At 52.2% G+C, this 26,361-nt stretch carries 27 protein-coding genes; 11 read left to right on the top strand and 16 right to left on the bottom strand.

Annotated elements, in window-relative coordinates; all coding sequences use genetic code 11:
* Nucleotides 1-20: 20 nt before the first annotated feature.
* From BOC67_RS07520 to BOC67_RS07510, 3 genes are read left to right on the top strand one after another with little or no spacing between them, the layout of a single operon-like run.
* The gene (locus BOC67_RS07520; RefSeq protein ID WP_291908902.1) at nt 21-497 is read left to right on the top strand and encodes a DUF4625 domain-containing protein; all 477 of its coding nucleotides are present in this window, start codon (nt 21-23) and stop codon (nt 495-497) included.
* A 39-nt stretch (nt 498-536) separates the two neighbouring features.
* A complete protein-coding gene (locus BOC67_RS07515) occupies nt 537-1,040 on the top strand; it encodes a DUF4625 domain-containing protein (protein WP_291908899.1) in 504 nt (167 codons plus the stop codon).
* Complete coding sequence (locus BOC67_RS07510) at nt 1,009-1,245, top strand: DUF4625 domain-containing protein (RefSeq protein ID WP_291908896.1); 237 nt, start codon at nt 1,009-1,011, stop codon at nt 1,243-1,245. Before BOC67_RS07515 ends, BOC67_RS07510 begins: the two co-directional genes overlap by 32 nt.
* Nucleotides 1,246-1,326: 81 nt before the next feature.
* Here BOC67_RS07510 and BOC67_RS07505 read toward each other — a convergent pair whose 3' ends face one another.
* Nucleotides 1,327-2,016: a DUF5007 domain-containing protein gene (locus tag BOC67_RS07505; RefSeq protein ID WP_291908893.1), complete on the bottom strand. Its 690-nt coding sequence runs from the start codon at nt 2,014-2,016 to the stop codon at nt 1,327-1,329.
* Nucleotides 1,925-2,509, bottom strand: a complete 585-nt coding sequence (locus BOC67_RS07500) for a sigma-70 family RNA polymerase sigma factor (protein WP_291908890.1) — start codon at nt 2,507-2,509, stop codon at nt 1,925-1,927. The genes BOC67_RS07505 and BOC67_RS07500 overlap by 92 nt, the downstream gene beginning before the upstream one ends.
* Nucleotides 2,510-2,708: 199 nt before the next feature.
* Here BOC67_RS07500 and BOC67_RS07495 point away from each other — a divergent pair, with 199 nt between their 5' ends.
* Nucleotides 2,709-3,113 carry a DUF4267 domain-containing protein gene (locus BOC67_RS07495; protein ID WP_291908888.1) on the top strand — a complete coding sequence of 135 codons (405 nt, stop codon included), beginning with the start codon at nt 2,709-2,711 and terminating at the stop codon, nt 3,111-3,113.
* Nucleotides 3,103-3,429: a hypothetical protein gene (locus BOC67_RS07490; RefSeq protein ID WP_291908885.1), complete on the top strand. Its 327-nt coding sequence runs from the start codon at nt 3,103-3,105 to the stop codon at nt 3,427-3,429. Before BOC67_RS07495 ends, BOC67_RS07490 begins: the two co-directional genes overlap by 11 nt.
* A gap of 316 nt (nt 3,430-3,745) precedes the next feature.
* On the opposite strand, the gene BOC67_RS07485 is transcribed toward BOC67_RS07490, so the two are convergent.
* From BOC67_RS07485 to BOC67_RS07470, 4 genes are all read right to left on the bottom strand, one after another.
* Entirely contained in the window at nt 3,746-4,042 is a 297-nt protein-coding gene (locus BOC67_RS07485; RefSeq protein WP_291908882.1) for a hypothetical protein, read from the bottom strand.
* 157 nt (nt 4,043-4,199) lie between these two features.
* Nucleotides 4,200-4,577 carry a hypothetical protein gene (locus tag BOC67_RS07480; protein ID WP_291908879.1) on the bottom strand — a complete coding sequence of 126 codons (378 nt, stop codon included), beginning with the start codon at nt 4,575-4,577 and terminating at the stop codon, nt 4,200-4,202.
* Entirely contained in the window at nt 4,577-5,095 is a 519-nt protein-coding gene (locus tag BOC67_RS07475) for a hypothetical protein (RefSeq protein WP_291908877.1), read from the bottom strand. Before BOC67_RS07475 ends, BOC67_RS07480 begins: the two co-directional genes overlap by 1 nt.
* A gap of 115 nt (nt 5,096-5,210) precedes the next feature.
* Entirely contained in the window at nt 5,211-5,969 is a 759-nt protein-coding gene (locus tag BOC67_RS07470) for a glycoside hydrolase family 11 protein (protein ID WP_291908874.1), read from the bottom strand.
* A gap of 308 nt (nt 5,970-6,277) precedes the next feature.
* Between BOC67_RS07470 and BOC67_RS07465 the strand changes: the two genes are divergently transcribed.
* On the top strand, nt 6,278-8,332 hold the full coding sequence (locus tag BOC67_RS07465; protein ID WP_291908871.1) for a TonB-dependent receptor: 2,055 nt from the start codon (nt 6,278-6,280) through the stop codon (nt 8,330-8,332).
* 119 nt (nt 8,333-8,451) lie between these two features.
* Here the strand turns inward: BOC67_RS07465 and BOC67_RS07460 are convergent, their stop codons facing one another.
* A complete protein-coding gene (locus tag BOC67_RS07460; protein WP_291908869.1) occupies nt 8,452-9,273 on the bottom strand; it encodes a DUF4249 domain-containing protein in 822 nt (273 codons plus the stop codon).
* An 11-nt stretch (nt 9,274-9,284) separates the two neighbouring features.
* The gene (locus tag BOC67_RS07455; RefSeq protein ID WP_291908865.1) at nt 9,285-10,307 is read right to left on the bottom strand and encodes a TonB-dependent siderophore receptor; all 1,023 of its coding nucleotides are present in this window, start codon (nt 10,305-10,307) and stop codon (nt 9,285-9,287) included.
* Nucleotides 10,308-10,397: 90 nt separating this feature from the next.
* Here BOC67_RS07455 and BOC67_RS07450 point away from each other — a divergent pair, with 90 nt between their 5' ends.
* The gene (locus tag BOC67_RS07450) at nt 10,398-11,120 is read left to right on the top strand and encodes a LytTR family DNA-binding domain-containing protein (RefSeq protein WP_291908862.1); all 723 of its coding nucleotides are present in this window, start codon (nt 10,398-10,400) and stop codon (nt 11,118-11,120) included.
* 13 nt (nt 11,121-11,133) lie between these two features.
* Here the strand turns inward: BOC67_RS07450 and folE are convergent, their stop codons facing one another.
* Nucleotides 11,134-11,736, bottom strand: coding sequence for a GTP cyclohydrolase I FolE (gene folE, locus BOC67_RS07445; RefSeq protein ID WP_291908859.1), 603 nt, complete (start codon nt 11,734-11,736; stop codon nt 11,134-11,136).
* A 2-nt stretch (nt 11,737-11,738) separates the two neighbouring features.
* On the bottom strand, nt 11,739-12,113 hold the full coding sequence (locus BOC67_RS07440; RefSeq protein ID WP_291908856.1) for a DoxX family membrane protein: 375 nt from the start codon (nt 12,111-12,113) through the stop codon (nt 11,739-11,741).
* Between the two features lie 136 nt (nt 12,114-12,249).
* Between BOC67_RS07440 and BOC67_RS07435 the strand changes: the two genes are divergently transcribed.
* A complete protein-coding gene (locus BOC67_RS07435) occupies nt 12,250-12,873 on the top strand; it encodes a sigma-70 family RNA polymerase sigma factor (RefSeq protein WP_291908853.1) in 624 nt (207 codons plus the stop codon).
* Between the two features lie 5 nt (nt 12,874-12,878).
* On the opposite strand, the gene BOC67_RS07430 is transcribed toward BOC67_RS07435, so the two are convergent.
* The 6 genes from BOC67_RS07430 to BOC67_RS07405 all read right to left on the bottom strand — a co-directional run bounded on the left by BOC67_RS07430 (nt 12,879) and on the right by BOC67_RS07405 (nt 23,550).
* Nucleotides 12,879-13,112 (bottom strand): hypothetical protein, encoded by a 234-nt coding sequence (locus BOC67_RS07430; protein WP_291908851.1) that lies wholly within the window; start codon nt 13,110-13,112, stop codon nt 12,879-12,881.
* A 54-nt stretch (nt 13,113-13,166) separates the two neighbouring features.
* Entirely contained in the window at nt 13,167-14,033 is an 867-nt protein-coding gene (locus BOC67_RS07425) for an epoxide hydrolase family protein (RefSeq protein WP_291908848.1), read from the bottom strand.
* A 139-nt stretch (nt 14,034-14,172) separates the two neighbouring features.
* Nucleotides 14,173-15,882 carry a RagB/SusD family nutrient uptake outer membrane protein gene (locus BOC67_RS07420; protein WP_291908844.1) on the bottom strand — a complete coding sequence of 570 codons (1,710 nt, stop codon included), beginning with the start codon at nt 15,880-15,882 and terminating at the stop codon, nt 14,173-14,175.
* A 25-nt stretch (nt 15,883-15,907) separates the two neighbouring features.
* Entirely contained in the window at nt 15,908-19,015 is a 3,108-nt protein-coding gene (locus tag BOC67_RS07415; protein ID WP_291908841.1) for a SusC/RagA family TonB-linked outer membrane protein, read from the bottom strand.
* A 623-nt stretch (nt 19,016-19,638) separates the two neighbouring features.
* Nucleotides 19,639-20,049, bottom strand: coding sequence for a VOC family protein (locus BOC67_RS07410; protein ID WP_291908837.1), 411 nt, complete (start codon nt 20,047-20,049; stop codon nt 19,639-19,641).
* Between the two features lie 87 nt (nt 20,050-20,136).
* Complete coding sequence (locus tag BOC67_RS07405) at nt 20,137-23,550, bottom strand: Ig-like domain-containing protein (RefSeq protein WP_291908835.1); 3,414 nt, start codon at nt 23,548-23,550, stop codon at nt 20,137-20,139.
* Between the two features lie 250 nt (nt 23,551-23,800).
* Between BOC67_RS07405 and BOC67_RS07400 the strand changes: the two genes are divergently transcribed.
* From BOC67_RS07400 to BOC67_RS07390, 3 genes are all read left to right on the top strand, one after another.
* Nucleotides 23,801-24,280: a DUF4822 domain-containing protein gene (locus BOC67_RS07400; protein WP_291908832.1), complete on the top strand. Its 480-nt coding sequence runs from the start codon at nt 23,801-23,803 to the stop codon at nt 24,278-24,280.
* A 247-nt stretch (nt 24,281-24,527) separates the two neighbouring features.
* On the top strand, nt 24,528-25,505 hold the full coding sequence (locus BOC67_RS07395; RefSeq protein ID WP_291908830.1) for an aldo/keto reductase: 978 nt from the start codon (nt 24,528-24,530) through the stop codon (nt 25,503-25,505).
* 19 nt (nt 25,506-25,524) lie between these two features.
* Nucleotides 25,525-26,331 (top strand): AraC family transcriptional regulator, encoded by an 807-nt coding sequence (locus tag BOC67_RS07390; RefSeq protein WP_291908828.1) that lies wholly within the window; start codon nt 25,525-25,527, stop codon nt 26,329-26,331.
* Nucleotides 26,332-26,361 lie beyond the last annotated feature (30 nt).

Genomic DNA, 26,361 nt, shown 5'->3' with positions numbered 1-26,361 from the left:
CCTAAAAAAATAAAAACAGCATGAAACAAACACGAATGTATTACCTGTTACTGGTACTGGCCGCCATGACTTTTTACGCCTGCAGTAAAGACGATGCGCAGGCGGATACCACGTACCCGGAGATTGACCTGGGCGTCAGCGGCGGGTTTCCGCAACAGTGCAGTATGGTGGAGCGGGGCAAGACGTTCACGTTCCGCGCGCGGTTCACCGATAATATGGCGTTGGGCGCGTACAGCCTGGACATCCATCACAACTTCGACCATCACACACATAGCACGGAGGTGAAAGTTTGCGAGGAGGATGCGGTCAAAGCGCCGGTGAAGCCTATGCTGCACATCAAGGATTACCCGATCCCCGCCGGCAGCCGCGATTATACGGCCACTGCGGAAATTGCCGTGCCGGCGGATGTGGACCCGGGCGACTACCATTTCATGATCCGGCTGACGGACAAGGAGGGCTGGCAAACGATCCGGGGCATCAGCATCAAAATTATTTAATCCATTCACACCTTTTATTCATTTAAAATTTAAACTATCATGAGATTATCCCTTGGAAAATTCGGGATGGCGCTGGCGATGTCGGCTTTCTTATTCGCCTGCTCCAAAAAAGACGACGTAGCGCCACAAGCCACTATCAGCCTGAAAGAAGTAGGCAGCGGCAACAGCAAAGTGGCGTATGCCGGCAGCGATTTACACCTGGATGCGGAAATTGTTGCCCCGGGCGGCATCCGCGAGGTGAAACTGGAAATACGCCCGCAAACGGCCGGCGGATGGGCGTTTGACTCCGTATATACGGCAGGGTTAGCCGGCGCGAAGAATGCGGACTTCCACAAACATATTGATATACCTGCGGAAGCAGCGGTGGGTAATTATCGTGTAATCGTCACCGTTATTGACCAGCAGGGCCGGCAGACGGCGGCGGAATCCGCGCTGGAAATTAAGGTGGATGCTACTTTACCATCCCTCGCTGGTTTGGAGCTGAAACTGAATACAGATAAAACGGATTTACATGTGGGGGGGAGATATCAGTGCGCCGAATAAAATTGCCAGCGTGACGATTGAAATTCACGGGGCATGGGCCTATGAGGTAACCTACACGGATGCGGCCATGGTTGGCCAGACGACCTACCATCTGCATAAGCACGTAAATGTGAGCGCTGCGCCGGCGGGGCATTATCATGTGCATATTACCGTGAAAGACCAGGCAGGCAAGGAGCGGGAGATAGAGGAGCATTTTGATAAATAGGCAAATGTTGTGTAGTGTGTTTAATAAAAAAGGGTGTATCCGCATGTGATACACCCTTTGTCGTACTGAAGCAGCAGCAGGTTACCTGGACAACAGCTTTATCCGGATGGTCCATACGCCTTCCTTGCGGAGGGCAAAATCGAACCAGTAGTTGAAGTAAGCGCCGTTGACATCGCCGTTGTTATACATATCTATGCGCACGACCTGGCCCTGCACGTAGGGGATAGGAAATTTGGAGACTTCCAGTTCCAGGCGGTCCGGGAATTCTGTGTATTTGGTGGGGTTTTCCAGCCCGAGGTTATGCCAGTCCTTGAGATCCGGCACGCCTGCGGTGGTGGAATAATCGTAGCCCAGCAGCTTTTTCGGGTCTACCGGCTGATCATTTTTATCCGTCACGTACACGAGTATTTTATTGCCGGTGAGCTGCGTTCTTTCAAACTTCACATCTATGCCGGTGAGGTTACCGTCAATACCCTGGAAGCGGTAGGCGTAATCCAGCGCGTAGGAGATGTTGATGGTGAGCGCATTTTTCAGCAACATTTCTCCGCCGGAGTTTTTCACGCGGATATCCAGCGTATATTTTCCCTTAGGCATTTGCAGCGTATCGAATTCAGGATAGATGACGATGGCGCCGTTCACGGGGTTGATGTCGATACCCGGCCGGAGTACCATTTCCCGCTTATCGTCGATCTCCTTTGCCGTCTTTTCCTTGCTCGTATAAGCTTTGTTCCACCACCAGGTTTTTACTTTGTAATCCATGAGCGTCTGCATGATTTTCCCGTCTTCGGAGCGGATGGCGTCGATGGAAAAAGTGAGCGGCTTGCTGGACTCTGTAGCCCTGGGCGCGGAGGAGGAAGACGGTTTTTTGCTGGGTAGGCAGCCGGTCTATGGCTTTTTCCAGGTGTTCGGCCATCGGCGCTGTATCCGGCGCAAGTTCCGTCTGCTCTACGTAATTGGCGTATTGCGCCTGGTGTTTTCTTTCCGTGATCTGTTTGTTGATATAATTGATGGTATGATTTCTCAGGAGAATGAAAAGGTAGCTGTTGAATTTTTTAATTTCCGGCAGTTTGGCCCTTTCGTTCCAGACTTTGAGGAACACGTCCTGCACGATTTCTTCCGTTTGTACTTTGGAGCCGGTGATGGCGAAAACGATTTTTCCTGTCTGTTGTACATAACCGTTAAAAAGGGCCACAAAGGCCTGCTCGTCATTGTTGGCAATTTGATTCAGTATGTTTCGCTCATTATCTATACTAATTAACCCCATACTATTCCAGGATAAAAGTTTTGGTTGATATATGACCGTTAATTTAATAAAAATGTCCGGATTGGCCGTCATGCGGCAAGATTTTGTTGGGTAGCCGGCGTTTTATGGAAAATTTTGCAGCCGGTGAATTTATTAACCTGGGTGAACGAACGGGGAGATAGCGGGTGATAGTTTTGTGTTATCATTAAAACGCTATAACATGAAAACATTATCAAAAACAGCTTACTTCACTGCCCTGGGTACCGGGCTTTTCCTTCTTTTCATCGGTTACCGCTTTTTTACCGTACCGGCTGTAGCTGCTACGGACTTCGGTATTGACCTTGGCCCTACGGACCATTTTGAGCTCCATAATATCAAGGCGATGCGGGATTTTTGCATTGGCGTGTTATCGCTGGTATTGCTATTCACGAAGGAGTACCGGAGTTTGGGTTGGCTGATGCTTTGCATGGCGCCTGTGCCGGCAAATGATTTGCGGCTGGTGCTGGAGAACCCGCATCACCCGGCAGCGGCTATTTACCCTCACCTGGCGGCGCTGATCGTTTGCCTGGCGCTTGGCGTGTATTATCTCTATGCGACCAGAAAATCTGTTGTATATGCTCTTTAGTATTGTATTATTAATTCACTTTCTCGCATTTGCTGCCTATTTAGCTTACCTGGGTATTCTATGGCCGACGCGCGGGGCGGGGCCGCGCAGCAAGTTCAGTTTGTATTTAGGAATTACGTTGCTGGTGACGGGTGTGATATTGGTGCTGTTGATGTACCCGCATGTGAATTATTACAAGGTGGTACCGAAGACGGCTGCATTTGCGGGGGTAACGGGGATCAATATACGGTTTGGGGACAGGCCTTATACGAAGGCGGCGTATTATGGATTGTTGGCGCTGGCAGTAGGAGCGGGGGGGATTGCGATTTTTCACTAGGGGGTGGGGAATCAGTAGGTTTTTGTATGGTTTGTGCGGGCTTTGGATGATTCGGTAGTTTAGTGGTAGAGTAATACACTTTTAATGGATGGGACGTTTGAGTACCAGTGGGCTAACTGAAAGACTTAAAGACCTCGCGCACAGCGCGGGGTTTTGTTTTTAGCTGAACATTTAGTCGAGTTCCTTTCGTACAACCTGATTTCTTTTAGATAATATCCACCAATTTTCGAAGAACCAAAACAAAAAGGTGCGGGTATTGTACCCAAAAACCTACAAGTAGCAACAGTTAATCTAAAAAAAATCCTAAAACAAACCTTTATTCTCCTTCATCCCATGGCTGAATGGGAATTCTCGGCTCACATGGAACCTCCATATCCATCTCAAATTTTTCAAAGACAATATCCCGGAGGAAATACGCGAAACTTTGTTTGAGCTTCTCAATCAACTCTTCTGCCACCATATCTGAATGACTATAAGTCATGTATTGCTCCATTGTAATGCCAATAGCCATGGCAATCTCCTGGGGTGAAATAATTTTTCCCTCAACTCCAGCTTTATCAATTATTAAAGTTGTTAGGGTGTTGAAAGAATGTTTTAATTCGTTGTATTCCATTCTTAAAGTTAGTAAAAAAAATTAAGGCTGCTGGCGGTGCTGTATATGCATTTTCAGGGGGATCAATGCCTTCCAACTTAACCGTAATTCGCATGTCTGGTAGCATAACCAATCCCCCAAACTCCCTGACCAACACTCACAACCGCCCCCTAAGAATCTACGCCAACTCCCGCTGATGCACCATCACCATATCCCCATTCTCCGCATACAATACAATCGCAACGCCATCAAACCCATTACGCTTCACATATTCCACATCCGCCTCCCTGCGATCGATTAACCGGATAAGACCATTCTCCTGCACAAACCCCTCGTCTGCATCTTCATAGTCAATGTTATGGTAGGTACGCACCACCACCTCAAATACCTCGTTACCTGCGGCATCCACATTAACCTTGTCAGCTTTGCGCGGCGGCATTTTGCTGAAGTCCCATTCGTTGTTGAACAGGTTGTCATAACCATGAATACTATTATCGAACAGCAGGATCTCTTCCCCGGTCAATGCATCAACGGCATATATATTTAAATTATCCATTACTCCTGCCGCCTCCTTTTCATTAACTCCTCATACACCGCCTCACCGGGCATCTCATTGCCATCGGAAAACTTTATTCCCACTTTCTCAAATTCCTGTATCAACCTCTTATCAAAACCCGCCAGGTATCCTGCAAATGACAAGGAATCTTTCACTTCCGGGATCGACTTAAAAGGAGCCTGCGAGTCATTAAACCGGTATAACGTAGCCTGCGTGCTATCATTGCCTTCCAGCAGTACGGAGTCGCCATAGTCGGTAATCTTGGCGGCGTAAGGGTTTGTAAGGTATTTCAGGGAGTCATTTTCTATCGTGTACGCAAGCGCGTACCGGCCTACTTTCTGGTTATAAAAAACAACATACTGCGAATCAATATCAAATTCGCTGTAACCATTGGCCATGGAGAACCTGTGCCATTTGCCGATCAGGAAGTTTTTCTTTACCTCCGCGTGTTTAACGGCAGGGGATTGGCAGGCTGCTATCGCAAAAATGAAAAGTAACGGAAAATAAAATTTCATCATAAATGATTATGGAAAAGTATAAAACAGGGAAGCCTATTCCGGGTAAATCCCAGCGGATACCCGGGCGGAAAGTACTGCCTGGCAGCACGCCAGGCAGTATTGGTCTGTAATCAAATTATTGCATCCAGATGGTACAGTTAATGTTACCGTTGGTATTGGTGCCCCAGGTTTCTGAAACCATGATCGCCGGGATATTCAGCTGACCAAGCGTATATCCGTAACTGCTCCACTTGTTATAGTGGTTGGCAAAGGTAATGACCCGGTTTTGACCGGTGGAAACTTTGGTAACTCTCGAGCTGTAGATTTGCCGGAAGCCATCGCCGCCATCGATGTTTTTGCCCGTCATCCAGCGTGTCCAGACGTTATAGCCTGCGCCATCGCTTTCGAATGTACCTAAATAGGTGCCGGTATGCGGCGATACTGCACCCCAGGTTTCATTAACATAGTACTCATAATAAGGGTTCCGGCTCCATCCGTACCAGCCGAAGGTACCGCCGCCGGAATTGGCATAAACGCCGAGGTTATACCCGATTTTGTAGGTAGGGGAGCCTACTGAGTAACCTTTACCGCAGGTGAAATTACCATTGAAACCCGTCCAGTTAACGCTGTAATTACCGCCGGGGCCATTGGCGTAATTTACAGTGCCGGTAGCGCCATCGCTTTTCCAGAGGGACCAGAAGAAGCCGTTATGGGTGCCTGACTGGTAGGTTTCAGTGGTGGCGGTATTGCCGGGGCGTTCAATACCTGCTACGTCGGGGAGGGTCTTTGCGTCTTTTTTACATCCAGTTAAAATTGCAGCGCCTGCAAGAATGACTACAGCAGCGCCAAAGGTAACCTGCCTGGTTACCCTTGTCAGAGGGTTTTGTTTTTTCATATCGTGGGTTTTTTGTTAGGAAAAAACAAAAGAACCTTATTTGAAAATAGAACGATGCTAATAATCTCCAAAATTGTTATACAAATGTTCAGGCCCGGGGTGGTCAATGGATAACCAAAATTTACATTGTCAAAAAGTAGACATGTATTATCCTTTAAATGTTAACCGACTGGATCAGGAAATGTCAATTTTCCCGATCCGCATCTCCCACCGCTAAAATTTTCCGCTTTTGATCATTATTTCCCGCCTGTGACCGTTAATTTTGCGGCCTTTAAGCCGGGAATGCCAGTCAAAACGCTTTATAATTTATGAGATCAGCCTATATTTCAGCGCTTTTAACCGCCGCTATCGCCACGCAGGCCGCAGGGCAGGATAGCAGCCGTATGCGAAGCCTCACTGATACTACCAGCCAGTTGAAAGATGTGATCGTCACCGCCAGTCGTATAGCCGAGCGTGTTAATGAAGTACCGTCGTCTGTCGTACTGATATCCCGGAATGAACTGGCCAGGCAGTCGCAGATCAGCAATAACCTGCCCTATATCCTGATGCAAAAAATACCCGGTATTTCACCCAGCGAAGAAGGGCAGAACAACTTTATCGGGAAACTGCGCGGCAGGAACTTTCTCGTGTTGATTGACGGCGTACCGCAGTCCACCCCCTTGCGCAATGGCGGGAGGGACCTCAAAACCATTGACGTCAGCGCTATTGACCACGTAGAGGTCATTAACGGCGCCTCTTCCATGTATGGAAACGGGGGCGCAGGCGGTATCATCAACTACATCACCATAAAGCCGGAAAAGACCGTCCCGTTCAGCTCCTCCACCTACTTCAACAACAGCCTGAACCTGGCTAAAGCCGATGAAACCTATGGTTATAACATTTCCCAGGTTTTCAAAGGCGGCATAGGCAAATTTGACTACGTCGTGCAGGGGAAAATGGCCCATTCCGGTGTGGTAAGGTCCGCGGACGGTGTGGTGGTCAGCCCTTTTTACGGCCTGGGAGAAACCCGGACCTACAATGCCCTGGTGAAATTAGGGTACGACTTTTCAACCAGGCACCGGATCGAGGTAATGGGCAACTATTTCAACAGCATACAGGACAGTAAATACATTGGTACCAAAGGGAACTTTGGCGTTTCTCCGGCAATAGGAGTCCGCGGTGATACCAACATCCTCGGCGGCACGCCCTACAATAAAACGCTGAACATCAAATACACCGGTACCTTCGGTAAAACGGAAGCCAATGTAACCGCTTATTACAACGATATCAACTCCGTATTTGAAGCCTATAATCAAATCTATTCCGACCACTGGGGTGGCCGCTTCAATTTTTCAACGCCTTTTGAGCTGCCGGGAAATAACCAGGTACTCTTAATTTATGGAATAGACTTCCTGAAGGACCATACCGTACAAAAGGACATGGCGGATAAACTCGTTACGCCGGATATGAATATGAACAGCATTGCGCCATACCTGCAGTCCAAATTCATCCTGGCTAAGGACTGGGTATTCAAAGCTGGCGTACGTTACGAGAACCTGCTGTTTAAAGTCAGCGATATCACCAAAGGAACCAACTTTGTGCCTGGCGCCACCAATACCTACGATGCGCTGGTATTCAATGCCGGCCTGCGGTATAACAGGCGCGCCTGTATGCAGCCGTTTGCCAGCTTCTCCCAGGGCTACTCTATCGGCGATATTGGGCTCGTCCTGCGGAATGGCGTTTCCCTCAATGCCATCGACGTTACGCCCGTAAAAGTGAATAATTTTGAGCTGGGCGTCAACGGGGATATCCAACGTTTCCATTACGAAGTAACCGGCTATTACAGCACCAGTAAGAAGGGGGCGACCTTTAAAGAGGTAACGCCCGGCAGCTTCGAGCTGATCCAGCTACCGCAAAAGATTTACGGCGTAGAGGCAGTACTGGGCTATAAAGCCACCAGCTGGTTAAGGCTGGGCGGTATCCTCGGCTACATGGACGGCAAAGAAGATACCCGCAACGACGGCTCCTATGCAGGAAAGATCGATAACTCCACCATTTCACCGGTCAAAGTGGGAGGGAATGTGAACGTCAAAATTACCCGCCGCTGGGATATCTCCATGCAGATGACCAGCATCGGCTCCCGCGATGTTTTCCCGAAAGATGCCTGGAACTATGGTAAATACCCCGTAAACGGCTATACGCTGTTTGATCTGTACACTTCCTATAAGCTGAAGCATGTACTGTTGACGTTTGCGGTTAACAACCTCTTTAACGCCGACTATTACCCTACACACTCCGCTGTGCGGGGCGCTACCACGGAAGGCCGTTATTATGTGAAAGGTACCGGCGCCGTGGCAAACCTGGGAGTAGTGATCAATTTGTAAAAGGTTTATGTTACCAGCAGTTGGAATGCTATTAGACATCGTTGCGGCACTCTTCAACTGCTGGTTCTTTTCCCGGCGCCTCCATCCCTACCGCTGCAATATTCCACCTTGCCTCCGCGCTACTTCACCACATACTCCTTCATCGCTACCTCGGACACCCTAAAGTACCCATAGGCATAATTGTCAAACTCCGTCTGGTTAATAATATTCCCCCTTACTGATCCCGGCGTTGCCTGGAAAGGCCCGCTGCCGGCGCCGGATGCAGCTAACAGTTTCCTGAAGTAATCATAATACCTCCGGGAAATGCCATATAATTGAATGTGGACCAGGTCGCCCGGTTTCAGCTCCTTATCGGAGTAATATTCCTTTATCAGCTTACCCTGGCTACGCTGGTCATCCTTAGCCTTATAATCCGGGTATTTGGCAGCAGGTGATGCAATGCGGTGCAGGTAATAATTATCCTCGTTGCCATTATCCTGGTAGTAGTAGGCAATTTCTATTTCATCCCCTCCAAATCCGCCGGCATTATCCTGTTCAATATTATCAGCGATAACGGGTACGCCTATACACGTTTCAGTGGCCGTATATACCTGCCCGTTCAGCGCCACTTTCAGGGTATAGCTTTCCCCGGCAACGGGCAGGAAGTCAGTGCAGGTATATATCCCCGTGCCGGGGCTTTCTGTAAACCGGAAGATTGTATTCGCGGAATTGGTGATGGTGATTTCAGCGCCGGAAACGGTCGGGAAGGAGGTGCTGTAGTACCCCGTGGTGGTGGACAGTACGATTTGCTGCGCTTTGCCGGTCGTGCCTTTCACCCAATCGATGGAGGCGTCAATCACCAGCCGTGGCGCGGCTGTTTCCAGGTCCACTTCCACCACTTTCGTGCAGCCAAAGCCACCAAGTACCAATGAAACAGCCAGGCAGGTAAGTATATTCTTCATTGCAATTCTCATTAAAATTTGAAATTGTAAGACACCCCGGGTACGATGCCGAAAATCGAAATCCGCTTTGCTTCACTCCATCCCGTTTCCCTGTTTTGCTCAAACATCAGCGCCGCAGCATTGTTCCTGCCATACACATTGTAAATGCTGAACACCCATTCCCCTTTCCACCGCTTCTTACTGTCCGGCCTGGGCACATAGGTAGCGGATAAGTCCAGGTGGTGATAGGCAGGGAGGGAGCTGGCATTCCTTACGCCATAATTGGCAATCGTAATACCCTGGTACTGGTATTTACCAATGGGATAGGTAGCGGCTTTCCCCGTCTGGTAAGTGAATATGCCGCCAAAGCTCCATTTCCTCGTCAGCTGGTACGCCGCCGTCAGGGAAAGGTTATGCGTTTTGTCATAGTTCGCACGGTACCACTCCCCGTTATTGATACCCGGCTCCGTTGCATTGCGCCCCGGCGTGCGCTGCTCCGCCCGGGAAAGGGTGTAAGACAGCCAGCCGGTCAGCTTCCCGGTGTTTCGCTTCAGCATTACTTCCAGTCCGTATGCCCTGGCTGCTCCATTGAGCAGTACCTGTTCTATGGCTTTCCGGGCAATCAGCTCCGCGCCGTCAATATAATCCGCCCTGTTCTTCGTTTTCTTGTAAAAGGCTTCCGTTTCCAGGGAATACTTGCCGCTGCGGAAATTGCGGAAGTAGCCCAGGGCAACCTGGTCAAGGATTTCAGGTTTGAGGTATTGATCGCTGGGGGCCCAGATGTCCAGCGGGGAAACGGAGGCGGTATTGGAAACCAGGTGGATGTATTGGCTCATCCGGTTGTAGCTCGCTTTTACGGACTGCTCCTCATTAATCGCATAAGACACTGCCAGCCGGGGTTCCAGGTTCCCGAAGCTGATGATCTTCTCGCGCGGTTTGTAATAGGTTACGCCTGTAGGCGTTGCTTCCTCGTAAATTTGCAGGTCAGGATTAAACGCCACTGCCTGGTCATTGGCATAGGTATTCAAATGCTGCTTAGGCCTGGCAAATATCAAACGCAGGCTGGAACTGCTCTTCCCGGCAAAGCACCGTTTGCAAATCGAAGAAGACCCGGACAGGTATTGTGTAACGCTAACTTTACAACTATGAACTGTATAATCATCGATGATGAGCCGCTGGCCAGGGAGGCCATTGAAATGCTGATCCACCAGCGGGATGATCTGGATTTGACCGGCTCTTTCAACAGCCCTGAGTCAGCCCAAAGTTTTATCGCTACCCATCCGGTGGAGCTGATCTTCCTGGATATACAGATGCCGGGCATCAACGGGATTGAATTTGCCCGTACCATTCCCAGGGAAACGTTTGTCATCTTTACCACCGCCTATGCGGAATTTGCTACTGATAGTTACGAAGTAGATGCTGTCGACTACCTGATAAAACCCGTTAAGCCAGCGCGTTTCCAAAAGGCGGTGGACAAAGCCCAGACCTATTCCCGGCTCTTCAAGGCCGACTGGTCCGGCAATAACATCGAACAGGTGGCGGACGATTTTTTCTTCGTGAAAGCGGATCGCCGGATCTTAAAAATCTACTTCAAAAACATCCTCTTCATCCAGGGCCTGAAAGATTATGTGGTGATGCATACCGAAAACCAGAAAGTGATTACGGCCATGAATATCAAAACCATTCATGATCACCTGCCTAAGGATCTGTTTGTGAGAGTCAGTAAATCCTATATCATCAATGTAAAGCACATGGACGCAGTAGATAATAATACCGTGTACATAGGCGCCAATGAAATCCCTATCGGTAATATTTACAGGGATTTCTTTTTCAATGAATTTGTAACCCGGAAGATCATAGGCCGCTAATGCCGGGTGTGTACTAGATTCCCAGCATCCTGTCCAACTCCTGCCCACGTTCTGCCAGGAACGCGCCATGCATACTGCTCGTCACCGTGGTGCAACCCGTATGCCGTACGCCCCTGGACGCCACGCATAAATGCTCCGCTTTCACAATCACCGCCACATCCTCAATATCCATCACCTGCTTCAGGTAATCGGCAATCTGGATGGTGAGCCTTTCCTGTACCTGCGGCCTTTTGGCGAAGTACTCCGTAATACGGTTCAATTTGGAGAGGCCAATGACCTGCCCCTTGGATACATAGGCGATATGCGCCTTGCCGATGATTGGCACAAAGTGATGTTCGCAATAGGAGTAGAGCGGGATATCGCGCTCCAATACAATTTCGTTGTACTTAAACTTGTTCTCGAAAAGCGTGATATCGGGCTCATTGGCCGGGTCCAGGCCTGCAAATGCTTCATTTACAAACATGCTGGCTACCCTGGCCGGGGTGTCTTTCAGGCTGTCGTCCGTCAGGTCCAGGCCCAGGGTAACCATGATCTCATGAAAGTGATAGCGTATTGCCTTGATTTTTTCCTCGTTGGTCAGTTCCCTGCTATGCGCTAATGCCGGTGCTGTGTGCATGTTTATTTGTTGTTTGATGGTACCAGTTGAGTAAGCTGCGCGAGTGTGTACGCGCCGATCGCCATTACAATATCACGAACGGCTACGTCGAAGTAATGCCCGCCCACAATCAGCGAGGCTGCAATGCAGAGCAGCCATGCCATTACGATATACGCGCCGATGCGGGGGCGTACCAGTACCAGGATGCCTGCAATGATCTCAATGATACCCACCGCCTTCATGAAAACTTCGGGATCAAAAGGGATCAGCCGCGCATTGTTGCCCAGGTAGTCGGACCAGCGCGTGAGCAGGTTGGTAAATTTGTCAAGACCCGCCACGATTGGTACGATGCCGTACGTGAAGCGGAGCGTCTCCTGCAATTTTGTGATGGTGGCCATAGTAATAGTTTTTATTCATTAGAGCAATGGGGAAGCAAAAGGTTACAAGATTTCCCGTAAAAATTTAAATGAAGAAATTTTGTAACCTTTTGCAGCGCTTGTCATCTAATAGGTAAAGTTTTCGAACTATAACGCTATGAAAGAACCTACGGTAATTGCCGACGCCTCCGTTATTGAACAGATACAGGCAGGGGAGAAGCAACGTTTTGAGCTGCTGATACGTAAGTACAACCAGCGATTATACAGGATAGGCATGTCCATCCTGGCAGATCCGGACGAAACCCAGGATGCCATGCAGACGGCCTACATCCACGCTTACGAGCGCCTGGGCAAGCTGGAGCATCCCGCCTATTTCGGGACCTGGCTGACGCGTATCATGCTCAATCAATGCCTCGAACAAAAGAGAAAATCCAGCTATCATTCCAATACCGAAATATCCCATAACGATATCAACATGAAAACGCCTGCAAACGAATTGATCAATAAGGAACTGAGCCAGATACTGGAAAACGCCATCGCGCAGCTGCCGGAAAAATACCGGCTGGTGTTTGTACTGCGCGAAATTGAAGCCATGACCATCCGCGAAACATCGGATACGCTCAGCATCCAGGAGGTGAATGTGAAAGTGCGGCTCAACCGGGCCAAGGCCATGCTGCGCCAAAGCCTGCAGGGGTACATGAAAGATTCCGTTTACAGTTTCCATTTGTCCCGGTGCGACAGGGTGGTTAATTACGTCATGAACCACCTCGGTATTTCCTGAGTGGACTATTGTGTTTTAAACCTATGCAATGAAGAAAAGAAAGCCCTTATTTCACCTGCCAGCCACTCCGGCTGCTCCATCGCGCCGAAATGCCCGCCATGTTCAAATTTCGTCCAACGCTGAATGTTAAACACCCGCTGCCCGTATTGCTGCGGCGGCGCCACCAGGTCCTTCGGGAACAGGGCCACGCCTGTAGGCGTGGCTAACGGCGGCGTTTTCGCATGCGCGCCGGCCGCCATCGCGCGGCCTGTTTCATAATAGAGGCGGTTGGCGGAGTGAATGGTTTCCGTAGCCTAGTAGATGGTGAGATTGGTCAGCAATTCGTCCCTGCTGAACACACTTTCCAGGTTGCCGTTGTGATCGCTCCACCCGTGGAACTTTTCCATGATCCAGGCGGCCAGCCCTGCGGGAGAGTCGTTGAGGCCATAGCCCAGCGTTTGCGGTTTGGTGCTTTGGATCATGGCGTATCCGCCTTCCTGCTGCTGCCAGCGCCGGCCACGTTCCAGGTAGTCCTTTTCTTCGGCGGACAATTCGCCTTCCGGAATTTCAAAGAGGTGAATGAAGGGAATATCCGTGAGGTGGATCGCCGTCACCTGTTCCGGATGCTGCCTGGCGAGCATTTCCGTGATGGTGCTGCCCCAGTCGCCCCCGTGCGCCACGTACGTGTCGTACCCCAGTTCCTCCTTCATCAGCGCGGCAAACAGCGTGGCTATTTTCGCGGGATTCATGCCCGGCGCCACCGGCTTGTCCGAAAAGCCATATCCAGGTATGGAAGGTACTACCACATCAAACGAAACCCCGTCGATATCCGCTTTGGTGAGTAATGGAATCAGTCTGAGGAAACGTACAAAGCTGTCCGGATAGCCATGGGTGAGTAATAACGGTATGCGATGCGGGCCTTCCCCTTTTTCATAAATAAAGTGTAACCGCTGGCCCTGCACTACAGTTGTATAGTGATGGAACGTATTCAGGTATGCCTCCTGCTGCTCCCAGTTGAACCCGTTGCCCCAATAATGACAGAGCGCCTGCAGGTAGGCCTTATTCGTTCCTGCCTGCCAGTTGCCGTTATCCACCTCATCAATCCAGCGGGTGGCGGCCAGCCGCCGGCGGAGATCAGAAAGGATCTCTTTGTCAATGCGTATCTGGTAGGGTTCATGCATATAAGTAGGGTTTTAGTGATTCGGCATAATGCAACAGAAAATATCCCGCAAGTCACGTACCGGATGTAGCAAAGGCGGCATTAAATCTTTCCCCCAAAAAATAAAAAAAGTCCGGCTGTTAAGCCGGACTCCGTATATCCTAATTGCCGTATCCCGGGTTCTGCTCCAATACCGCACCGGTATTCTGCGTGATCTCCGTGGTAGGAATGGGCCAGAGGTTGTGGTAAGACTCAATCGTCAGGCCCGACTTCGGATTGTACCGCTTCGCGCGGTCGTACAACAGCCCTAAGCGTGTAAGCGTTACCGTGCGGAACTCTTCCATGTATAGCTCGCGCAGGCGCTCATCGAGGATGTAATCGATATTGATATCGCCGGCGGTGGCAGGGGTAGCCTTGGCCCTGTTGCGCAGTACGTTGATATCATCGGCGGCCTTCTGCCGGTCGCCCTTGCCCAGGTAGGCTTCCGCGCGCAGCAGGTAAGTTTCCGCCAGGCGCGCCATGTACTTCTGCATGAACAGGCGGGAAGCGCCGTTTAACAGCAGTCCGCCAAAAGGATTCGTGGTATTGGTGAGAATGGAAGGCCCCGCCACCGCCACAAAATCGCCGGCAGAAGGCGACGCCTTGCGGATTACAGGGTAAAAGTTGCGAATGGTATCGCGGTAGTCCGCCGGCTGCACCTTATCCTTGTAGCCGTCTTTCACGTACCACTTGCCGTAATCCGGGGAGTTCGCCGGCACGCCGGAAATGCGGATATCCCGCACGATATTGTAGGGCGAATTGCGGATGTCGCCCGGCGTCCAGATTTCGTAAAAGAAGTGCGAAGTAGGGCGGATCCAGCCAATGCCGTTGGAAGAAACGCTGTCTACAAACTTGGCGTTGAAGAGGATGGGCATCTTGGTTTTGGTGGTAGCTTCCACAATCCGCACGCCCGTCAAACTCGGCACCACCGCCCAGGCCGTCTGATCGCCGACGGACGCGGAGTTGTTCAGCGTAGTCTGTATCACCAGCAGCCCTTCGTGGTTGCCGGTGCTGTAGTTCTGGTTGTTGTATTCAAACAGGTCGCGGTAGGCATCGCCGGGCAAATTGGCCCTTCTGCCAAAGCGGCCCGTCATCAGCGATACGCCGGAAAAATTGATCACGGAAGAGGCGCTGGCAATGGCCCCATCGTAGTCCTTCAGGGAGATCAGCACTTCCGTGAGTACGTGTTGCGCGATCTGCTTATTCACCGTGCCATCGGGCACTTTATTGATGTCCTGCAATAATCCCGCCGCCTGTTCCAGGTCATTTTTGCATTGGCGGTACACGTCCTCCCTGCTGGCGCGCACGTAATCGTACCGGGGCGCGGCAAGTTCGTTCAGCTCCAAAGGCACGCCCCCAAAGAGGTTCGCGAGGATGTTGTAGGAGTAAGCGCGGAAGAACAAGGCCTGGCCCAGGAAGTTGTTCTTATCCGCATCGCTCAGCTGATTGGGTTTGTTGAGCTGACTGATGATGAGGTTCGCGTTGGTGATAATCTTGTAATACGCCGTCCAGATGCCTTGCGGAATGAAGTAGCTGGGCACCATGGTGGCCTTGTAGGCGTTCAGCTTGGCCGCGGGATCATAATCGGTACCGTTGAAAGCGAAGTCTGTAGCGTAATACAGCCCGAAGTAGGTATCCAGGTTGATGTTGCCCATGTAGATATTCCGCACGCCGTTGTACAGGTTGTTAGTGGCCTGCTGGTACTGGGTGGCGTTTTGCAGGGAATTGTCCGGCGTGTAGATGGACAGCGGCTCCTCGTCCAGGAAGCTTTTGCTGCAGGAAGCCAGGACTGCGCTGAGGCCAAACAGGTATATAAAGAGGTTCTTTTTCATGTCTTAAAGTTTACGGGTAAATGCCTTAAAATGTCACGTTCACGCCCAGTGAATAGTTTTTCATTACCGGGTAGCCGTTCTGGTCCAGGCCAAGTCCACCGGGGATGCGCAGGCCCAGGGAAGAGCGCTGGCTGGCGGGCGGATTGGACTCCGGATCCCAGCCGTCCCATTTGGTGATGGTGAGGAGGTTTTGCGCATTCAGGTATATGCTGGCGGACTTCACTACTTTGAGCCTGCTCAGCACTCCTTGCGGGAGTGTGTACGTTAACGTTACATCCTGCAGGCGAATGAAGCTCCTGGACAGGTAAGGGCCGAAGTTTTCGCCCAGCGTGGCCACATAGGCCGCAATGCTGCGGTAGCGGGCGTTCGGGTTATTAGGCGTCCAGTAATCGTACACGAAGCCGTTGTTGTTGCGGATGTTATCCGGGTTTTGCAGCATGATGCCCGGCGCGCCGAGGTAGCCGTTTTTACCGCCCTGGATGGTGTTGATGAAGAACTTCAGCTGGAAGGCTTTGTACTGGAAGCTGTTGCTGACGCCCAGGCTATAGGATGGGTCCAGCTTGCCGAGGATCTGTTTATCATCCGGCGTAATCTTACCATCGCCGTTCCGGTCCTCAATGATATACTGCCCCGCTTTGAAGCCCTGTTGCGCAAGGCCGTCGGGGATTTTGTCGCCCAGCTGGTACATGCCCGTGATTTTATAATCGTACACCACGCCATACGGCTGGCCGATGAAATAACTGAGGATAGGATCGCCGCCATTGATCAGGTCTTTTTTAGTGCCGTCAATATCCAGCACTTTGTTGCGGTTGCGGAAGAAGTTCGCCGTTATTTCCCATTTGAAATCCTTACTGGTTACCGGCACGCCCGTGATGTTCAGCTCCTGGCCGCGGTTCTGGATTTTCCCGATGTTGATCAGGAAGCTGTTGAACCCGGTGATGGTAGGCGTAGCGCGGGAGTTCAGGAGGTTTTTGGAATTGGAGAAATAGAGGTCCAGTGAACCGAAGAGGCGATTGTTGAAGAAGGAGAAGTCGACCCCGGTGTTAAACGAATTGGTGGTTTCCCAGCGCAGCGCGGAGTTGGGCAGCTGGTTCAGGAAGGTGCCCAGTTGCGCGCCGCCGGAGCTGCCGTACAGGTAGCCGTTGGCCAGGCCCACGCTCATTTGTGCCAGCGTTTGATAGCGGCCTACCGTTCTGTTACCGGTGGAGCCGTAGGAGAGCCGCAGCTTCAGGTCGTCCAGGAAGCTCACGGATTTCAGGAAGGCTTCTTCCTTCATGCGCCATGCAAACGCGAGGGAGGGGAAGGTCGCCCATTTGTTGGTGGCGGAGAAGCCGGAAAACCCATCCCTTCTGACCGTACCGGTGAGGATATATTTTTGATCGAAGGAGTAGGAGAGGCGCGCCATCTGGTAAAGCGCCTGTTCCTTCCAGGGCAGTATGGCGAGGTCGTTGGAGGTGGTGAGCCGCGCAGGATCGCCTACATCCAGGCGGTTGTAGGACAATGCGCCGTTTGTAATACCGCCGGCGGTGGTGCTGGTACCGTCATGGTTGTTCACCTCCGCGCCATAGAGCAAAGTCAGGTCCACCCCGTGTTTGCCGAATTCCCTTTTATACGTGAGGATGTTATCCAGCGTGAGGAAGTAGTCCGTCATATAAGTTTTATACGCGGTCGCTTCCACGGAAGGCGCGTTGTAGTTAAAGCGGTTGGTGCTGATGTAGTTGTTCCCGAAGTTCACGCGGTAGTTCAGCCCTTTCACATACGGAATGTCTACACTGACGAAGAAGTTGCCCGTGAGGTTCAGGTTACGGTCCAGGTCGCGGGAGCGCTTCAGTATTTCAATCGGCGTTGGCGTGGTGGTTTGCGCGAAGAACTCCAGCATTTGCCCGGTTTTGGGATCAAACGGGAGGTTGTAGGGCTTCAGGAACATGATGTCCGAGAAGGTGGGTGACACGCCGCTGTAGTCGTTGATGGACAAGCCGGTTTGCGCGCCAACGGTCAGCCAGTCGGCCGGTTTGGCTTCCACGTTGATGCGGATGCTGTTCCTGCGGTAGTTGTCCCCTTTGATGAGGTTGATCTGATCGAAGTAGCCGTAGCCCATGTAGAAGCGGAGTTTTTTGGAACGCCCGCTCAGGCCGATGTTATGGTTTTGGATACGCGGGCGGCTGTTGGTCATCAGGTCCCACCAGTTGGCTTCGTAGCCGTTTTTATAGTTATCGCCTTCGATGGCGGGCATTTTCGTAGTGGGGTCCCAGTTAGGATTAGGTTTCGTAGGGTCGTTCGGGTCACGGCTTTCGGACAGGTACCAGTCCCCGAGTTTTTGGACGTACTGTGCGCCGGTGGCGGGCTTCATATCCTTCTTGGTCATATCCTGGATGGAGTAGGAGCCGCTGTAATCCACCGTGAGTTTATCCATGGCATTGGCGCCGCTCTTGGTTGTGATCAGCACTACGCCGTTGGAGGCCTGGGAGCCGTACACGGCGGCGGCGCTGGCGTCTTTGAGGAGGTCGATGCTGGCGATGTCCGACGGGTTGATGGAGGTCAGCGAGCCGCGGTAGATCAGTCCGTCCACGACGATGAGGGGAGAGGTGGTCCCGGAGATGGAGTTACGGCCGCGGACCATCAGGGTGGGGTCCGTACCGGCCCTGTTCACCTGGCCTACTGTCAGCCCGGGCACGGTACCTCTCAGGGACGACATCACGTTGGCGTTGGGCGATTGCTTTTGCACCTGTAAGTCGGCCTTGGCTACCGCGCCGGTCACATCCTGCCTTCTGCGGGTACCGTAACCCACTACGACTACGCTATTGAGTTCGCTCACGCTGGACGTGATGCTGAAGGATAGCGGCGGGTTGCTGCCGGCGCTGATTTTAAAGCCGGTAAAAGATTTAGTATCATAACCAATCATACTCACGTTAAAAGCATAGCTGGCTGCGGGTAAGTTTCTGAATACGAATTTTCCGATGCTGTCGGAAATGGCGACATTCACACGTTTGTCGCCGCTGGTGGCCTCGATGGTGGCGCCTGGCAGCGGCGAGCCGCCCTGGTCGGTAACGGTGCCGACTACCGTGCCTGTTTGCGCAAAGGAGCGGTTGGACAAGGCACAAAGGATCAGCAGGATCGCAATGGTAATTCTCATAAAACTGTTTTTTGGGTGAGGTGGAGGGGATAAAAGAAAGTTGGATGGCAGCGGCGGCCAGCGGTTATTCCCGGCGCGCCATAGCGGTCTGTGGTTCTTTTCATAATGTGGTTTTTAAACGTGAATTGATACTGGTCGAGCTGACATGCAAACGATTGCATTTTCGTTAATATGAATCACTCTGGTTTTTTCTTTCTTGATGGTTTATTCGCCTGTCTTCCGTTAATTAAGTTCTCTTCTCAATCTGCGATGCTAACTGCATGATCTTCAGCATCGGGCGTTTTGGTTGTTTATGTACAGTTGTGGTTGATGATGGATACGGCGTGGTGCTGTATCGCTGTCTTAACGGGAAGTTATAGAATTCCTGAGATTGGCGGAGGCAAAAATTGAAGGAGGGTAAAATAGTATTAGCAAATGATTAATTTATATTTATCTGGTGGGGGATAGAGAAGCCGCCCGGGTGGCCGGTGCGGCTTTGGGGTGGCCTTTGTATGGGGGGGCCTGGTCTTCGTATATCCCTCCCCGTTACTGCTCCCCTGGCGGATGGCGCGCTTCTTCGCCTTTGTACAGCCATTCCCGCTCCGATGTTGGATGGCTTATCAGCCTTCGTATATCCCTCCCCGTTACTGCTCCGCATGCAATCCAATCTTATTCCCTTCGGAATCCATTATCAACGCAATAAACCCCGGCGGGATCTGGATCTTCGGGGACAATACCTTGCCGCCTGCCGCCTCCACGCGGTCCAGCACCGCCTGGATACTGGGCGTGGCGTTTATATAAATAATCGTTCCGTTGGCGGACGGCGTATGCCGCTCAGATTTTGCCAGCACGCCCGTCACGCGGCCGGAAGTAGCCTGCACCACATTCGGATCATACGGGAAGAATACGGACTCATGATCGCCGTCCTTCCGTTTAACCATTTCAATATCCAGGATAGTTTCATAGAATTTTTTCGCCCGGTCCAGGTCGGCTACGGGGATTTCAAACCAGGTGATGACGTTCGTCTGCGCGTCGATTTTTTTCAGCTTTTGCATGGATGTAGGGTTTTTGGATTAAAAAAAATGTCAGCAACCCGTCGGCTGCTGACATCCCGTTATTACAAAAGTCATGCACAAATACTGCTACCGCTCCCGCACAACCGTAATATATCCTTGGGCCACCTTCGCGCCGCCTTCTATCGTCAATACATAATAATAGGTGCCTTCCGCCAACGGCGCGCCGTTCAAACTGCCATCCCAGTCATTGCTATAGTTCCTGCGGCTGTACACCATGCGCCCCGCGCGGTCAAAAATCTTCACTTCATTATTGGGATAACTGTCCAGGTTGCGCACCACCCATTTATCGTTCCTGCCGTCCCCGTTCGGCGTCAGAATGTTGCTGGCGTCTACCTTGAAATCAGCCACAACCACGAGGCTGAACTGCGCGGTATTCGTACAGCCGAGCCCGTTACTCACCGTTACCTGGTAGCTGGCGTTTTGCATCGGCCGCACTTCCAGCACGTCCCTCTGCCGGCCGCTGATAATGCCGTCCGCATTATCCCACTGGTATTGCGTGCCGCCGGTGGCCGTCAGGCGTACCACCTCCCCGCGGGAAATACGGTTGCCTTTGTCGCTCGTAATGCCGGCGCTAACGGGTACGGATACTTCAATACTAAACGCCCGTTGCAGGGAGTCCACCCCGCCATTCGCCGTACCGCCGTTATCCTTAATCGTCACCGTTACCGTTTGGGTGCCGGCAGCGCTGGTTTTCAGCTGGTAGGTCAGGAGGCCGGCTGTGTTTACTGTCAGCTTGTCGAAGCTGGAAGGTTTATCCGTACTGAGCGTAAAGCTGTACGTCTGCCCCGGCTCTACGGCCCCGGCGCCTGTCAGCTGCAGGGTATGTTCCCGTCCGTCCGGGCAAATGGTTACATTATTAATTACATCCAGCGTTGGCGCCTGGTTGATGCCTGCCACCCGCACTATAACGGGCACGGCTATACTGGTATTGAGACCGTCGCTGACGGTCACCCCCAGGGTAACCGTGGTATTGGCCCTGCTGTTCAGTTTCGCCTGGTCGGCAACGCTGATATTGCCCGCGGCATCTATCGCAAAAGCGCCGTTGGAATCGTCGGAAACAATGGTCCAGTTTTGTAACACCCCGGCGGTTTCCACCGCGGTCACTTTCCCTACCAGCGTACCCGCCGCGCTTCTTTCCAGTATGTCAAAGGCCTGGCCAGCGGTGATCACCGGCCTGGTGCCGTCGTAATTAATCGTGATCGTGTTGGATGCGCTGTTGCCGTTATGCACTATATTCTCAGCGCTGCCGGCGGGCAGGGTCACGCTCACGGGGCCATCCGCCACGGGCGTTACCGAAAACACATAGGCGATGTTGTTAGTCGTTTGCAGGTTGCTCACCGTACCGTTGATCACGGTGAAGCCGGCCGCTGTAAGCCCGGTCACCGCTTCGCTGAAAACGGCGCTGACGCTGAACGGCCCATTCACCCGGCTGGCCGCGTTGGTCGATAACAATACCGTCGGCGAGCCCGTATGTACAAATACCTGCGAGGTATTCCCCGCGTTTTGCAGCGTCAGGCTGGCATTGTTGCCGGCATCGTCGCGGATCGTGCTGCCGTTCAGGCTCAGCGCACTCCCCAGCGCAATGCCATCCAGGTCCATATCGTTCGGCTGTATGGTATAGCGGAAGGTCAGGCTGGTGGCCGTAGCGGAAGCGTACGCGGCTTTCACCACGCCACTGTTCAGGGTCACATCCAGGGTGGGCGTACCGCCTGTTGCCGCTACGTGAATATTTTCACTGAAGTTCACGGTAAAGCTCAGCACATCGCCTGCTTTATAGTACCCGCTGGCAGGCACGGCCACCGTGCTGATCACCGGCGGCGTTACATCATACGTCAGCTGCAGCGTGTTGGACGCTGCGTTCGCATTACCCGCGATGTTCGTCACTCTGCCGGCAGGCAATTGCAGGCTCACTGTTCCATCAGCCGTTGGCGTTACGGTAAACTGGTAGCTGATATTATTGGCTGTCTGCAGGTTGGCGAGGGCGCCGTTGCTGATGCTGAAGTCGCTGATTGTCAACCCGGTAACGGCTTCATTGAAAGTAGCGGTTACGGTAAACGGCGCATTCACCACCGCCGGCGCTGTGGTGGCCAACACCACCGTTGCAGGGGCGGTACTCACTTTCACGCCGGCCGTGCCGGCGATGTTATGCAGCGTCGTTTGTGCGTTATTGTTAGCCTGGTCTGTAAGGGTAGCGCCGTTCAATACCAGCGCATCAATTGTAATACCGTCCATGTCCTCGTCCCCGTCTGCCACGGTGTACCTGAAGTTGATATGCTGACTGGTAGCCACGCCGTAGTAATAGGCGTTCACTTTGGCGCTGCCTATCGTGAGCGCCAGGTAGGGCGTGCCGCCGGTGGTATTGAGGATAAAGCCCTCCCCGAAGCGAACGGTGAAATACAACACCTCTCCCGCTTTGTAAATACCGCTCACCGGCGCATCCACACCTGTAACGATGGGGCCCGTCTGGTCGCATAACCGGGTGAGCGTATTGGAGGCGTCGTTGCCATTGCCGATGGCATTTGTGGCTACATCCGCGCTGACGGAGACGCTCACCATCCCGTCCGCAGTGGGCGTAATCTGTACCTGGTACACGTCGCCATAGATCATCCTGAAGTCGCTCACCGTTCCATTCACCACCGTCACATCCCCCGCATCGAAATTATTAACCGGTTCATCAAATTGGATCGTAGCCAGGAAAGGCCCGTTCACCACGGCCGTCGCCGTGCTGGTAATCACTGTGGCGGGGTTCCGGGTATCGACCAGCACATTGGACGTCGGGGAAATATTCATTAAAGCAGTCATGGCATTGTTACCGGCAGCGTCTTTTATTATAGCGCCGTTGAGCAGCATGGGGTTTACTGCAATCCCATCCTGGTCCATATCTCCTTTTACCACGGTGTATTCAAAATTGAGCGCGTTAGGCGTCTGGCCGGCATAGGCTGCGTTGACGGTCTTCGTGCCTATCGCCAGTTGCAGCGCCGGCGAGCCGGCGGCGGTGTTCACTACCACATTCTCCCCGAAGACGACGGAAAACTTCATGACATCCCCTGCCCGGTAATACCCCGGCGATGGCGCCTCCACCCTGGTTACCCGGGGCGGCGTAATATCGTACGTATAGGCGAGCACGTTAGATGCGGTATTCGGTGTACTGCCAATGTTAATGACCGCTCCTGCCGGCAGCGAGATGCTGAAGTTACCTTCGGTAGTCGGCGTCAGCAGCAGCGTATAGACGACATTGTCGAGGGTAGCAAGGTTGCTGATAATGCTGTTCGGCGCGTTAAAATCGCTCAGCGTCAGCCCGGTCACCGCTTCGCTGAATGTGATGTTGACCGCAAAGGCCTGGTTTACCGGCGAGGTCGCGCCATTGGCAAAAGACAGCACAACCGATGGCGCAGCGGCCCGGGCAGGCAGCATGCCGGCGGCTAATACAACAACCATCCATAAAATCCTGGTGATACAACGGGTAAAAATCTCCTTCATAAGTATATATTAAATTGGGCGGTCGGAATAGCGGAAAGTTAGCATTTTGTTTCCTTGCAGTTAACTGGTTCTCAATAGGTTAGGGCTAAAATCTTCACAAATTGCTTTTCAAATATATAGCATCCTTTTTTACCATGCACGATTTTTTTATATACATCCGCCAGTTATAAATCTTACAAGCTTTGGGATGAAATCCGCAAAGTTTCCTAGTGCCTGCCGGCTACCTTTGTGAGGCATAAAATTTCATTACATGAAGAATCTGAAAAAACTCACCGCAGCCCTGCTGCTGGCGGTAAGCAGCCTTTTTGTTGTCAGCTGTAGCAAAGATGATGATGCGCCTGCGCCGCTCACGCCTTCCCAAACCCTGGCCAGTACGTCCTGGGAAACTACCAACGCTAAAAATAATAAGGGGGAAAATGTAGCCCTGACGGACGCTAATGTGTCCAACTTCGTAGGCTTCGCGTACTTTAAAGCGGATGGCACTTTTACCATGTACAACCTGGACAACTCTCCGAAAATGCATGGCGACTGGTCCGTATCCGCGGACGGTAAGACCCGTACCATCGTTGCGAAAAACGATGCCGGCGCGGTCCTTTTCACCCGCGTGGTCGACATCACCGTGCTGACCCGCCAGGAGTTCACCTACCGCATCTACCCGAATGCCAACGATAAATCCATCTACTTCGATATCATTCATACACCAACCACACACGCGGAACCCGGGAAATAACCTTTAACAATCAACTGTACGGCTGGCCCTTTCAGGGTCAGCCTTTTTTTATTTTTTTAGGGGAGAGATATATTGCCGCCCCGGTACCCGCCACGGCCGCGCAGTACCCGCCCGCGGGCCATGCCGTTATCCTGCCTCCCTTCCTTATGCAATGAGCCATCCAGACAAGTAATTTGAGCTATGGACGAAAATTCCCTCCCCGCCAAACTCCTGACCTTTGTACCGGATAACTTAAAACAACGGGATTATGCAAATCTTCAAAAAAATGACGCTGGGCCACAACGGCCCGGAGGTTTCCAAACTCGGATTCGGCGCTATGCGCCTGTCGTCCGTATGGGGCGGCCCTGTGAGGGATGAACGGGAAAGCGTCGCCACTATACAGGCGGCGTTGGACAATGGTATCAACTTCATCAACACGGGCGATTTCTATGGCGCCGGCCACAATGAGCTGCTGGTGCGCGAAGCCATCAAAGGCAGGAGGGAAGACGCTTTTATCAGTGTTAAATTCGGCGCGGTGATCCATGGCGGGCAGGTGCTGGGGATGGACCTGCGGCCCTTATCCATCAAGAATTTCATCAATTACTCGCTGGTGCGCCTCGGGGTCGATTATATCGACCTGTACCAACCCTGCCGCATGGATAACAGCGTGCCAGTGGAGGATATCATCGGTACCGTGGCGGACCTCATCCGGGAAGGAAAAGTGCGCTACCTCGGCGTATCCGAAATCACCGCGCAGCAACTGCGCCAGGCCCACGCCGTACATCCTGTTACCGCGCTGGAAATCGGCTACTCCCTGGCGGACCGCCAGATCGAAAGCGATCTGCTGCCCGCCGCCAAAGAACTCGGCATCGGCGTGGTAGCTTTTGCCAACACAGCGGAAGGCCTGCTCACCGGCAACCTGACGGCGCCACTGCCGCCAGGCGTCAACAGCTACCTGCATCACTTCTCCCGCTTCCAGGGCGAGAACCTGGTAAAGAACCTGGAGAAAGTGGAAGTCCTGAAAAAAATGGCGGCTGATAAAGGTTACACGCCCAGCCAGCTGGCCATCGCCTGGGTGAATGCCCAGGGCGATCATATCATGCCGCTGGTAAGCATTAACCAACGCCAGCGCCTGCAGGAGAACATGGCGGCTATGGACATCACCTTCACCGCGGAAGAAATGCAAACGCTCAACACCACCTTTGCGCCCGGCGCTATCCTTGGCAGCACCTACCTGCAACGGTAGTATGTAGTATCTTTATAGCATGTTACATCCCACCGCCACATCGGGTCTAATCTTCTCTTCCTTCCATGCAGCCACATTGAAGGAGAAGTGCGTCTTCCTGCAGGATTACCTGCTGGTGTTAGTCGTGTCAGGCGCCTTGAAATTTGAAACCGCCACCGAACAGCTCACCGTACAACAAGGGCAAATGATGCTGGTACACAAAAACCAGCTGGCGGAACTAACAAAGATGCCCCACGAAGGAGCGTATCACTCCATCATCGTCAGCCTGCGGGAAGAAATGCTCCGGCGGATCGCGCTGGAAGAAAAAATCGAGGTGAGGCAGCCATATAAAGGGCCCGCCAACGTGCTCATCCCGGAAAATAAATTCCTGTCCTCCTTCTTCCAGTCGCTGCTGCCTTATGCGCAGGCCCCGGAACATAAGATCACCGGGGCGGTGACCCTGCTGAAAATAAAGGAAGCGGTGTACCTCCTGCTGGATGCCGTGCCGGCCCTGAAGGAGCTGTTGTTCGACTTCTCCGCCCCGCATAAGATCGACCTGGAAAAATTCATGGTAACGAATTACCACTACAACATCCCGATTGAAAAGTTCGCCCGGCTCACCGGCAGAAGCCTCGCCGGCTTCAAGCGGGATTTCCAGAAGATCTTCGATATGGCACCACGGCAATGGCTATTGGAAAAACGCCTCTCGGAAGCAAGGTTCCTGATGGAAAAAAAGGGAAAACGGCCCAGCGACTTCTACCTGGACATCGGGTTTGAAAGCCTTTCGCATTTTTCCCATTCATTTAAGAAAAAATACGGTCACGCACCAACGGAGCTGGCCGGTTGATAAGCGCATTATAATGCATCCGGAATATTG

It is taken from the genome of Chitinophaga sp. CB10 (genome assembly GCA_001870995.2).
In the GTDB taxonomy this organism is placed as follows: domain Bacteria; phylum Bacteroidota; class Bacteroidia; order Chitinophagales; family Chitinophagaceae; genus Chitinophaga.
This window is presented reverse-complemented; position numbering and strand designations above follow the sequence as displayed.